Source organism: Xanthobacter agilis, assembly GCF_021730435.1.
GTDB classification, from domain to species: Bacteria; Pseudomonadota; Alphaproteobacteria; order Rhizobiales; family Xanthobacteraceae; genus Xanthobacter; species Xanthobacter agilis.
In genome coordinates, this window is the sequence record NZ_JABWGX010000033.1 from 21,321 (window position 1) to 33,114 (window position 11,794).

An 11,794-nucleotide genomic window follows, 5' to 3' on the forward strand; every position below is an offset into this window, starting at 1 on the left:
CGGCGCGACACCACGTCGCCAGCGGTCGCGGCACGCGGCCGCCTCAATCGAGGCGGCCGGCGATGTGCGCGAGCATGGTGTAGACCTTGCCGGGGTCGGAAGAGAGATAGGTGCGGGTCAGCACGTTACCGTTCTCTCCGGCGCTCACCTGCTCCAGAAGGTCGTCGTATTCGGCAATGTAGTGGTCTACCTGGTCGTGGAAGGCCGGTTCGTCCTGGTACCGCCGACGCAGGGTCTCGAAGGCTTGCAGGCCCTGCAGGGTGTAGATGCGCCGGGTGAAGGCGGCATGCTGGCCGTTCAACTGGCGATCCCAGCAATCGGCGGCCACGGTCGCGTCCACCAGCCGGCCGATCTCGGCGGTGAGGGCCTCCACCGTCTCCGGCACCGGGCGGGCGGCGGCGCGGCGCGGCGGGACAAGGCTTTCCGGGCGGCGGCGCGGGGCAGGGCCGGTCTCCCGCGGGTGGAGATCGTCCGTGGCAAGGGCCAGCAGCTCGCTCAGAAGCTCCTCCCGGTCCGGGATCGCCGCGATCTGCGCGGGGGCCTCCGCAGTGCCCGTCGCGTCTACCGCCACCGTTGCGTCCTCGGCAACCGCCGGAGCGACCGCGGCGACGTCAGCCTCGACCGGCAGGTCCGGTGCCTGTTCGAGGGGGAGCGGCGCCGGGGTCTCAACGACCGGCTCGGATGGCTGGTGAGCCGATGCCTGCGGCACGAGGGCCGCCAGCTCGCGGGCCACCGAGTCGAGGGCCAGATCCTGCGCCGTGGCACGGGCGCCGGCCTCGACCACATCGAACGCCTGACCCTGGCGGGCGACGATCTCGTTCAGCTCCGCGAGCGCCTTGATCTGCTCGGCCACGGCGTGGCGCATGCTGGCGGCGGTCGCCTCGGTTTCCGCCGGCAGCTCCATGAGGCCCCGCTTCATTTCTGTGCGGGCCAGCTCGATCGCCTGCTGCACCTCTTCGGTGGTGCGCTTCAGCTCGTGCGCGGCCTCCGTGAACTGGCTTCCGGTGTCGCCGAACATGCGGCGCACGTCCTGGATGGCCGCCTCATACGTCTGCCGGAGCGCGGCCGCGACCCGCTCGCGCTCCTGCTCGGCGGCGGTGCGCAGATGTTCCACCTGGCTTTCGAGGGCCTGGGTGGAGCCCGAGGCGGCCTCGGCCACCACGCCGGCAATCTCGCGGGCGCGGCTCTGCGCGGCCTTGAAGCTGTCGTCGAGCATGGCGTGGAAGTGCTGCATGCGGCCGTCCATGTCGGCCACGCGGGCGGTCATGGCGCCGGCGAGTTCCGCCATGGCGGCGCGGCGGGCGTTGAGCGTAGCCTCGACCCGCTCCTGGGTGACGCCCAGGGCCTGGGACGCTTCGCCCAGGGAGCGGCTCTGCTGCTCCAGGCGCTCGGTGAGGGTGCTGATCTCCGACAACGTGCTGCCGGACACACTCTTGAGCGAGCTGATCTGAGCATCGAAGCGCGCGGCGGTGGCGTCGGCGGTCTCGCCGATGGCGCCGACGGTGGCGCTGAAGTCCTCGACCTGACGGGCAAAGGTGCCTGAAAAGTCGCCGAGGTTGCTCACGGCATTGGCCATGGCGCTCTGGAAGGTGGAATTGGCGTCGCCCAGGCGCTCGATGATGGCCTGCACATCGCCCTTGAGACCGGTGTTGGTGGCGGTGATCTCGGCGACGGCGCGCTGGCTGGTGCGCTCCAGGGCCACCAGGAAGGCCCCGTTCTTGTCGTCGATCAGGTGGGCGATCTCGTTGAGTCGGGTGCCCAGCGCGTCGGCCACCTTTTCCGCGTGTCCGGTCAGGGCCTGGCCCACATTGAGCGACAGGGCCGTGAGCGAGCGCTCGACCTCCGCCGCGTTGCTCTTGAGGGTGCCGGAGACGGCTTCCATGCGGCGTGCCAGACCGTCCGCGACCGCGCCGCCGCGCGCCTCCAGATCGGCCGCGACGCCGTCGAGGCGGCCGATGACCAGCTCCTCGATGTGGTGCACACGGCCATCCAGCAGGCTGGCGATGTCCTGGGCACGGGCGCCAAGGGCGCGCTGGACCACTTCCGCGCGGTCCATCAGCGTCTCGCCCAGCACCTTGTTGCGGCTGGCGAAGAAGCCGTCGAGGGTCTCCATCGACTTGTCCAGGGCGGACGTGGTGCTGGTGGCGCCCTCGACGAAGGTGCGCGCCAGATCCACGGTGCGGCTGGCGAGGGTCTCGGTGAGGCTCTGGGCGCGCTGGTCGAGGGTCTGCTCGATGCGGGCGATGCGCTGGTCCAGGGTCCCCGCCACATTGGAGGTGGTGGAGGCGAGGCGCTCGTCGAGATTGTCCACGGCGAGCCGCAGATTTTCGTTCACCTCGTTCACCCGATGATTGATCTGGTCGATCAGCTCGGGCGCCTGCACCTTCACCGTGTTGTCGAAGGCCTTGACCCCGTCGTTCACCGCGCGGGCGAAGGCGCTGCCGTCGTGGTGCAGCCGCTCGGCCAGCTCGGCACCCTGGACCGTGAAGGCCTCGTCGATCGCCCGGAGCTGGGTGCCAAGCATCTCCTTGATGGCGTCGCCCTTGCTGCCCATGGCATTGACCAGGGTGTCGGCGGTCTCGCGGAAGGCGTCGGTGACCTTGCTGCCGCGTGCGCCGATGGCCTTGGTGACTTGGTTGCTCACCACCGACAGGCGGTCGGTGATGTCGGAGCCGGCGGCGGCGAGGGAGGTCGCGATCTCGGCGCCCTTCTCGGTGAGGTTGGCGCCGGCCTGGGCCACCGAACGGTCGAGCGCGGCGGCAATGCGATCCCCGCTCTCGACGAGGCGCTGGGGCAAAGCGTCGCCGCTCACGGTGATGGCGTCGATGATGCGGGCGCTGGTGTCCTCGATGCGGTCGGCGATCTCGGCGCCACGGATGGCCACGGTCTCGCCGATGACCTCGCCGCTGCGCTCCAGCTGCAGCACCAGATCGGTGCCTCGGGTGTCGAAATCAGCGAGGGCGGCCTCGGTGGCGGCATGGAAGGCGTCGCTGGCGGCCATCACGCGATCGGCAACCTCGGCGCCGCGTGCGCCCAGGGTGTCGGCGATGGTTTCCCCGGCCTTTTCGATCTGGTCGGCGAGGGCGCTGCCGCGGCTGCCGAAATCGGCGACGCTGGCCTCGGCGGTCGCACGGAAGGCGTCGCTGGCGGCCATCACACGATCGGCCACCTCGGCGCCGCGTGCCGCCAGGGTGTCGGCGATGGTTTCTCCGGCCTTTTCGATCTGGCCGGCGAGGTCGCTGCCGCGGCTGCCGAAATCGGCGACGCTGGCCTGCGTGGCCGCGCGGAAGGCGTCGCTGGCGGCGCCGATGGTCTGGCCGACGGCGTCGGCGGTCTTGTCGAGCTGAAGCGCCAGCGCGCTGCCGTGATCGCCGAAATCGGCGACCGTGGCTTCGGTGGCGGCGCGCAGGGCGTCGCCAGCGGCACCGATGGTCTGGCTAACGGCATCGGCGGTCTTGTCGAGACGCAGCGCCAGCGCGCTGCCGTGATCGCCAAGGGTCGCGATCGCGGCTTCGGTGGCGGTGCGCAGGGTGTCGCTGGCGGCGCCGATGGTCTGGCTGACGGCGTCGGCGGTCTTGTCGAGACGCAGCGCCAGTTCACTGCCGTGATCGCCGAGGGTGGCAACGGCGGCTTCGGCGGTGGCGCGGAAGGCGTCGCTGGCGGCTTCGAGGCTGCCGCTCACGGTGGCGGCGCTCTTTTCGAGCTGGGCGGAGACGTCGCTGCCACGGGCGCCGAAGTCGGCCAACGCGGCGTCGGCGGTGGTGCGCAGGGTGGCGCCCGCCTCGCTGAGGATCTCGCCCACTGCGAGCCCGCTCTTTTCCAGCTGGGCGGCCAATTCCGTTCCGCGTGCGCCGAAATCGCCCATCGCGGCTTCGGTGGTGTTCCGGAAGGCTTCGCTGGCGGCTCCCACGGTCTGGCTGACGGCGCTCCCGCTCTTGTCGAGATGGGCGGCCAGCGCGCTGCCGTGATTGCCGAAGTCGGTCGCGGCGGCCTCGGCGGCGGTGCGGAAGGCGTCGCCGGCGGCGGTGATGCGCGCCGCCACTTCGGCGCCACGGGCGCCGATGGCTTCGCTGACCGCCTCGCCGCTCTTGTCGAGCTGAAGCACCAGGTCATTTCCACGGCTGCCGAAATCGGCGACGATGGATTCCGCGGCGGCGCGGATGGCGCCGCTGGCGGCGTCGATGCGGGCGGCGATCTCGGCGGTGAGGTTGCCGCCGTTCTCGGCCAGGGTGTCGCTGATGTTGGTCTTCAGCCGCTCGATATTGACGTTGACGTCGTCGCCCCAACGGTCGATCAGCACCGCCACTTCGGAGGTGGACGACAGGAGGTTGGTGGCCAGATCGTCGGTCCGCGACTTCAGGGTCTTCACCAGCACGTCGGCGGAGTTGGAGAGATCCTGGCGGATCTCGGTGCCGGTCACCTGCAGCCGGTCGATCAGCTCGGTGCCCTTGGCGGTGAGACCGTCGATCATGGAATCGCCGACCCGGGCGAGGGCGGAAGTGATGTGCTCGCCCTTTTCGCCGAGGATCTCGGTGACGCGCTCGCTGGCGGTCAGCATGCTCTCCTGGATGCGCGCGGAGGCGTCCCGCACCTCGTTGGAGAGCACGGTCTCGGCCCCGGCGATGCCTTCGCGCAGGCGCTCGGTCTCGAGCTGGATGTTCTGGCGCTCGGCCTGGAGGTCGTCGATCAGGGTGCGGATGCGGACCTCGTTGTCCCCATAGGCCCGCTCGAGCAGCGAGACTTCCGTGCGCACCATGGCTTCCAGCTCGCCGGCGCGGGTCACGGCGCGGTCGAGGCCGTCGCCCATGGCCGCCACCTCGCGGCGCACCGCCTGGCCCACATTCACCACCGTGTCGGTGGCGAGGGCCTCGGGCTCGGCGAGCCGCATGGCGACCTCGGTCATGGCGCGGGCGATGCCCTGAAGCTCCTGCGAGCGGCGGACCAGCGCCGCCAGGCCGAAAAAGGCGAGGGGCGGCACCAGGATGGACGCGAACACACCGAGCAGCGCCGGGGAATTCAGCAGGGACTGGAGCCCTTCCGAATTGGCCATCAGGCCCCGCTGATAGGTGTAGGCGAGGGCGATGCCCACCGCGATCCACACCAGGGCGGCCGCGGTCGCCCACCAATAGGGGGCGGTCGAGGCGGGACGGCGCAGGCGGCTGAGCATCAAGCCGATATTCTGGCGGTCGTCATTGGCGGCCCGCCGCTCGGGCGTCTCGCGGGGGCGGCGCGGTCCTTCGCGCCGGCTGTCCTCGGCCGCGGGCGTGGTGCGTGGGGCCCGGCGCCCGATGGGCTGCGCGGGCACCGGCCGTTCGTCCGCGGGCGCCGGCGCCTCGGTGCTCGCCTCCGGTTCGGTGGCTGGCGGCTCCGTGGCCACCTCGACCGGAGGGGCCTGCTCTTTCGCCTCCTTGGCGGCCTGGGCCTGCTGGGCATTGTCCAGCTCCAGCGTCAGCGCCTCCTGAATCGCCGAAAGAGCGACCTCGGTCGGATCCTGGACCTTCATCGGAGTCTTCATGTCGCCGTCGCCTTTGCCTTCAGGGCGGCCGGCTGGTGATGTCACCGGCTGTCCGCCACCGATCCCACATGCGCGGGGCCAGCCAAGGCCCCTTGGCCCCGTGCGGCCGCGGAATTGGTTTACTGTTCCTTATCCTATCCAGGGTGGCGAAGGCTTTGAACCGGGCGCGTCGCGAGAATGAAGATATCGTTAATACGCCCCTCGCTTCGTGCTGGCTTCGCCGGGATGTTGGGGCTATAGGGCGCCCAGGACCTTCCCTGGAAGGGCTTCAATCCATTCGGCGCGGTTACGGCAAATCCATGGTCGCACTCACTTTTATCGAATTCAACGGCACCTCTCACCAGGTCGACGCACCCGAAGGCTCGACCGCCATGGAGGCCGCCGTGCGCAATGGCGTGCCCGGCATCGTCGGGGAATGCGGGGGCGCCTGCGCCTGCGCCACCTGCCACGTCTATGTGGACGAGGCGTGGGTGGGGAAGGTGGGCGAGCCTTCCGAGATGGAGGAAGGGATGCTCGATTTTGCCAGCGAGGTGAGCCCCAGTTCGCGCCTGTCCTGCCAGATCCGGCTGACGGCGGAACTGGACGGCCTGGTGCTGCGCATGCCGGAGAGCCAGGGCTGAGCAGCGGGCCGCTGTCCGGCGGGCACTTATGTTTCCTTTACGGTGCGGGGCCACACTATCGCCCGTGCCGTTGGGGATAAGCTATGACGACCGTCACTGCTTCTGCCGAGAGACTTCAAGCCGTGTTGCCCGCATCCCACCCGGCGCCGACGATCCTCGTGTTCGATTCCGGCGCCGGCGGCCTCTCCGTGTTCCGCGAGGTGGCCCGCGTCCGTCCCGATGCGCGCTTCGTCTATGCCGCCGACGATGCCGGCTTTCCCTATGGCGACCTGAGCGACCAGGCGCTCGTTGCCCGCGTGAACGAGGTGGTCGGCCGCCTCATCGCCGCGGTGCGACCGGCGCTCGTGGTGATCGCCTGCAACACCGCCTCCACCGTGGTGCTGCCGAGCCTGCGCGCGCGCCATGCCCTGCCGTTCGTCGGCACGGTGCCGGCGGTGAAGCCGGCCTGCGCGGCGTCCCTCAGCGGCCGGGTCAGCATTCTGGCCACCCCCGGCACGGTGCGCCGGGACTACACCGCCGACCTCATCCGACAATTCTCCGCCCAGTGCGAGGTGACCCTTGTGCCGGCTCCCCGGCTCGCCGCCTTGGCCGAGGCGGCGCTCGCCGGCCGAAGCGTGGCCGATGACGCCATCCGGACCGAGATCGCCCCCTGCTTCGTCGCGGCGGGTGGTCGGCGGACCGATACGGTGGTCTTGGCGTGCACCCACTATCCGCTTCTGCGCGACCGCCTGGAGCGCCTTGCGCCGTGGCCGGTCTCCTGGGTGGACCCGGCGCCCGCCATCGCGCGGCGGGTGACGCAGCTTCTGGGGCCGGCGCCGGCGGACCTTGCGCCGGATGCTCCGGTGCGGCTGATATCCACCGCGCGGCCGCTCGACAGCGCACGCGTCGCGACAATCATCGGCCGAAAGGTGGCGCCACCGGAAATTCTGGGGTCGCCCGGTGTGCGGCCTTGGGCGGCCGCCAGCTAGATCATTGAGTTTTCGCATGTCTTCACGCGAACCGGTCGCCCCTTCGCTTGAAAATGCGCTCGGCAATTTAAGGAGAGGGTTCCATGGCCGTTCGGGTCGACCGCCGCGCCGTCTCGTTCGGCCTCCTGGGCACGGTGCTGCTCGCGGGCGCGCCCGCCTTTGCGCAGAAGGCGGCCAAGCCGTTTCCCGCCTGGGTGGAGCAATTCCGCGCCAGGGCGCGGGCGCGGGGCATCTCCGATGCCACTTACAATCGTGTGTTCCAGGGTCTGAAGCCGGACACCAGCGTCTATGCCCAGGACCGGGCGCAGCCTGAGTTCACCGAGCAGACGTGGCAGTATCTCAACCGCCGCGTCTCCGACTGGCGCATCGCCACCGGCAAGGAGCGGGCGCGCCAATATGCGGGGCTGTTCAGCCGGATCGAGCAGGCGTTCGGCGTCGATCGGCGGGTGATGCTCGGCTATTGGGGCATGGAAAGCGCCTTTGGCGACGTGCTCGACAATCCCAAGCACATGAAGCCGGTGTTCCCCTCCCTCGCCGCGCTCGCCTGGGGCGATCCGCGGCGGCGCAGTTACTGGGAGGCGGAATTGCTGAACGCGCTGGTCATCGTCGAGCGCGGCTGGGGTACCCCAGGGGAAATGACCGGCTCCTGGGCCGGCGCCATGGGGCACACCCAATGGATGCCCGAAGTCTGGCTCAACATGGGGGTGGATTTCGACGGCGATGGCCGCATCTCCCCCTATGGCAAGCCGGATGATGCGCTGGCCGGCACCGCCAATTACCTCGTCCGCCGCGGCAAGTACCGTCGCGGCGAGCCCTGGGGCGTGGAGGCGAAGCTGCCGCAGGGCTTCAACACGGCCTTCGCTGACAACAAGAGCAACCGGCCGCTGAGCCAATGGGGCGACCTCGGGGTGACGACGGTGGAGGGGGGCGCGCTCTCCGGGTATGACGAGCCGGCGCGCCTGTGGCTGCCGGGCGGAACCGGAGGGCCGGCGCTGCTGCTGTTCCATAATTTTTATGCGGTACGCTCCTACAATCCCTCCTCCAACTATGCCCTTGCCGTGGTGCACCTGGGCGACCGCATCATGGGGGAGGGGCCGTTCGTGACGCCGTGGCCCGGCGGCGAGCGGGCCTTGACCCTGGCCGAGGTGCAGGAGGTGCAGCAGCGCCTCACCGCCGCCGGCTTCGACACCGGCGGTACCGATGGACGCGTGGGCACCGACACCATGCGCGCGGTGCGGGCCTTCCAACAGAAGGCCGGCATCAGCCCCGACGATGGCTATGCCTCCATCACGGTGCTCCATGCGCTGCGGCAGGGGCGATAGCCAAGGACTGCCCCCCGGCGGGTGTCTCTCAGTTCGCGATCACCGACTTGAAGTTGGCATAGAGCTGCCTGGCGGCGGCCTGGAACACCGGCATCTTCTCGCGGGTCGCGGTTTCCAGCGCGGCCTGTCCGCCGGGGCCGGTGATGGCCTCCAGCGCGCAGCGATATTCGGTGATGGCGCCCCATTCGGGCACCGTCGCGTCGGTCAGTTCCACATGATACTGAATGCCGAAGGCGCGCCGGCCCACCTGGATGGACTGGATCGGACAGTGCGCGTTTTCCGCCAACACCGTGGCGCCGGGTGGCAGCTCCAGCACCGCGGCCCCGTGCCACTGCAAGGTGGGAAAGGTGGGCGCGAGCCCGGTGAAGAGGGGGGCGGCCCGGCCGGCGGGGGTGAGCGAAACCTCGGTGACGCCGACCTCGGGCTTGTCCATGAGGCCGACCTTGCCGCCCAGGGCGTCGGCAAGAAGCTGATGGCCGAGGCACACGCCGAGATAGGGCCGATCCTTCGCCGCCCATGCGCGGATGGCGGCCTTTTCCGCCACCAGCCAGGGATGCTCCTGCTCCTGCCACACGTCCATCGGGCCGCCGAACACCATGAGGGCGTCGTAATCGTCGAGGGGCGGGATCGGCTCGCCTTCGTCCAACTCCACCGGGTGCCATTGGGTGCCGTCCGCCCGCATGAGGTCGCGGAAGCTGCCGGGGTGCTCGGCGGCGACATGCTGGAACACGAGGATCTTCATGGGGGGTGGCTCCGATGAGGGGACCGGGGCAAGCTAAAAGGTGACGGCCGGTCCGCAAGGCCAAATGAAGGGCAAGGCGCCCCCCGCGCTGATCGCGAAGGCGGCAAACATTGACTTTCAGGCCGGGAGCCCTTAAGAGGCGGACACCTTCGGGCCGGGTTCGGCCCGTTCGGCGTTTCACGCACCCGTGGCGTTTTGCGGCAGCGCGTCGCAAGGGCCTGTCGGCGGAAGCCGTGCAACCCGTGGACTTTCCGGTTCGCGGGTCGGCAGCTTCCGCAGAGGAGGGGCGCGATCCCTCTTTAACACTAGAACATTCAAGGATCCGCGTTACATGACCAAGCGCATTGCGGCCAAGCACAAGATCGACCGCCGTCTGGGCGAGAACATCTGGGGCCGCTCCAAGAGCCCGGTGAACCGTCGCGAATATGGTCCCGGCCAGCACGGCCAGCGCCGCAAGGGCAAGCTGTCCGACTTCGGCGTGCAGCTGCGCGCCAAGCAGAAGCTGAAGGGCTATTATGGCTCCATCGGCGAGAAGCAGTTCCACAAGACCTATGTGGAAGCCGGCCGCCTGAAGGGCGACACCGGGGCGAACCTGATCGGCCTCCTGGAGCGCCGCCTGGACGCCGTGGTGTATCGCGCCAAGTTCGTGCCCACCATCTTCGCCGCCCGCCAGTTCGTGTCCCACGGTCACATCAAGGTGAACGGCCAGCGGGTGAACGTCCCCTCCTACCTCGTGAAGGTCGGTGACGTGGTGGAAGTGAAGGAAGCCTCCCGTCAGCTCGCTCTCGTGATCGAGGCCCAGCAGCTCGGCGAGCGCGACGTGCCCGATTACCTCGAGGCTGACGCCGGCAAGCTCGCGGTGCGATTCGCCCGCATCCCGGAGCTGAACGAGGTGCCCTATCCGGTGCAGATGGAACCGAACCTGGTGGTCGAGTTCTACTCGCGCTGATCGCTTCGGCGAGGGCAAAGAAAAAGGCCGCCTTGGGCGGCCTTTTTTATGGGTTTGCACCGGCCGGTGGCCCGAGCGTCACCGCTCCCGCCCGCCGGACGACGGGAATCAGCCCGCCTTCATCTCGGTAGCGGCGGCGGCCAGGAATTCGTCCATGTTGCGGCGAATCTGGTGATCGGACACGACGACACCCTTGGCGTCGAAATCCGTGCGCAGTTTGCGGAAGACATCCTCATCGCCCGCCTCTTCAAGGTCGGCGACCACAACTTCCTTGGCGTAAGCCTCCGCTGCCTCACCGGAGAGGCCGAGCTTTTCCGCGGCCCACAGGCCGAGCTTCTTGTTGCGTCGGGCGAGTGCCTTGAAGCGGGTCTCCTCGTCGAGCGCGAAGCGCTTTTCAAACCCTTCTTCGCGCTTGTCGAACGTGGTCATCTTAGCCCTCTTCGTGACGATTTCGTAACCGGCAGTAGACCGGGGATCGGTTAGCACGGTGCGCGGAAGTCTCGTCCCGCCCGCGCGCGTGCCCTGAATATAGGTCGCTTCTGCTCAGATCAACGGCGGTGAGGCGCTGCCCCATGTCGCGGCCGGGTTGCGGGCGGGTCGCGGCGGGCGGCTGGTTGGCCCTATCGTAACCGAATGTGGAATCAGGAAGAAGCCCTCATGCGCGAACGCTGCGCCGCCGCGCGCCGCGCCGGGCACCCTGGTACCGTTTTCCGTCAAAAGCCTATGACGTTTGCATCATTGACGCAGTTGCGTTGTATCCGGGCTCGGGATCGGCTAGTGTCCGAGCGGGTTAGACGTGGACTGCCTGACAGCCACCCGAACCCGGCCGAGGAACGTCACCAGAACGGAGCCTTGGCACACCCATGGATTTCCTCAATCGACGGTATATACCCATGTCGCGCCGCCGCCGCATTTACGAAGGCAAGGCGAAGGTCCTCTATGAAGGTCCGGAGCCCGGCACTCTCATCCAGCACTTCAAGGATGACGCGACCGCCTTCAACGCTAAAAAGCACGATGTCATCGATGGCAAGGGCGTGCTCAACAACCGGATCTCGGAGTATATCTTCTCCCGGTTGAACGATATCGGCGTGCCGACTCACTTCATCCGCCGCCTGAACATGCGCGAGCAGCTGATCCGCGAGGTGGAGATCATCCCGCTGGAGATCGTGGTGCGCAATGTGGCGGCCGGGTCTCTGTCGACGCGACTCGGAATCGAGGAGGGCACTCCGCTGCCGCGCTCGATCATCGAGTTCTATTACAAGAACGACGCGCTCAACGACCCGCTGGTGTCGGAAGAGCACATCACGGCGTTCGGCTGGGCCGCGACCCAGGAAATCGATGACATCATCGCGCTTGCGATCCGCGTCAACGACTTCCTGACCGGCCTGTTCCTCGGCGTCGGCATCCGTCTTGTGGATTTCAAGATGGAATGTGGCCGCCTGTGGGAAAACGACATGATGCGGATCGTGGTGGCGGACGAGATCAGCCCCGATTCGTGCCGGCTGTGGGACATCAAGTCCAACGACAAGCTGGACAAGGACCGTTTCCGTCGCGACATGGGTGGGCTGGTGGAGGCCTACACCGAAGTGGCGCGCCGGCTCGGCATCCTCATGGAAAACGACAACACCCAGGGCAAGGGCCCGGTGTTGGTCAAGTGAGGCTCGACGGGGCATTGAGC

At 68.5% G+C, this 11,794-nt stretch carries 8 protein-coding genes; 5 read left to right on the forward strand and 3 right to left on the reverse strand.

The genetic code is table 11. The features are described from left to right. Nucleotides 1-43: 43 nt before the first annotated feature. Nucleotides 44-5,515, reverse strand: coding sequence for an apolipoprotein A-IV repeat region-like domain-containing protein (locus tag HUW53_RS19130; RefSeq protein ID WP_237347358.1), 5,472 nt, complete (start codon nt 5,513-5,515; stop codon nt 44-46). Between the two features lie 299 nt (nt 5,516-5,814). Between HUW53_RS19130 and HUW53_RS19135 the strand changes: the two genes are divergently transcribed. The 3 genes from HUW53_RS19135 (at nt 5,815) to HUW53_RS19145 (ending at nt 8,425) form a co-directional block, all read left to right on the forward strand. Next, nucleotides 5,815-6,135 (forward strand): 2Fe-2S iron-sulfur cluster-binding protein, encoded by a 321-nt coding sequence (locus HUW53_RS19135; protein ID WP_237347359.1) that lies wholly within the window; start codon nt 5,815-5,817, stop codon nt 6,133-6,135. 122 nt (nt 6,136-6,257) lie between these two features. Beyond that, on the forward strand, nt 6,258-7,103 hold the full coding sequence (murI, locus tag HUW53_RS19140; RefSeq protein ID WP_370877778.1) for a glutamate racemase: 846 nt from the start codon (nt 6,258-6,260) through the stop codon (nt 7,101-7,103). Nucleotides 7,104-7,186: 83 nt separating this feature from the next. Continuing rightward, nucleotides 7,187-8,425, forward strand: a complete 1,239-nt coding sequence (locus HUW53_RS19145; protein ID WP_237347361.1) for a lytic murein transglycosylase — start codon at nt 7,187-7,189, stop codon at nt 8,423-8,425. Nucleotides 8,426-8,453: 28 nt separating this feature from the next. Here HUW53_RS19145 and HUW53_RS19150 read toward each other — a convergent pair whose 3' ends face one another. After that, a complete protein-coding gene (locus HUW53_RS19150; RefSeq protein WP_237347362.1) occupies nt 8,454-9,167 on the reverse strand; it encodes a type 1 glutamine amidotransferase in 714 nt (237 codons plus the stop codon). A gap of 331 nt (nt 9,168-9,498) precedes the next feature. On the opposite strand from HUW53_RS19150, the gene rpsD reads away from it, so the two are divergent. Continuing rightward, on the forward strand, nt 9,499-10,116 hold the full coding sequence (rpsD, locus tag HUW53_RS19155; protein WP_237347363.1) for a 30S ribosomal protein S4: 618 nt from the start codon (nt 9,499-9,501) through the stop codon (nt 10,114-10,116). Nucleotides 10,117-10,224: 108 nt separating this feature from the next. Here rpsD and HUW53_RS19160 read toward each other — a convergent pair whose 3' ends face one another. Further along, nucleotides 10,225-10,545 carry a DUF1476 domain-containing protein gene (locus tag HUW53_RS19160; protein ID WP_237347364.1) on the reverse strand — a complete coding sequence of 107 codons (321 nt, stop codon included), beginning with the start codon at nt 10,543-10,545 and terminating at the stop codon, nt 10,225-10,227. 434 nt (nt 10,546-10,979) lie between these two features. Here HUW53_RS19160 and purC point away from each other — a divergent pair, with 434 nt between their 5' ends. Then, on the forward strand, nt 10,980-11,774 hold the full coding sequence (gene purC / locus HUW53_RS19165; protein ID WP_237347365.1) for a phosphoribosylaminoimidazolesuccinocarboxamide synthase: 795 nt from the start codon (nt 10,980-10,982) through the stop codon (nt 11,772-11,774). Nucleotides 11,775-11,794: the final 20 nt, after the last annotated feature.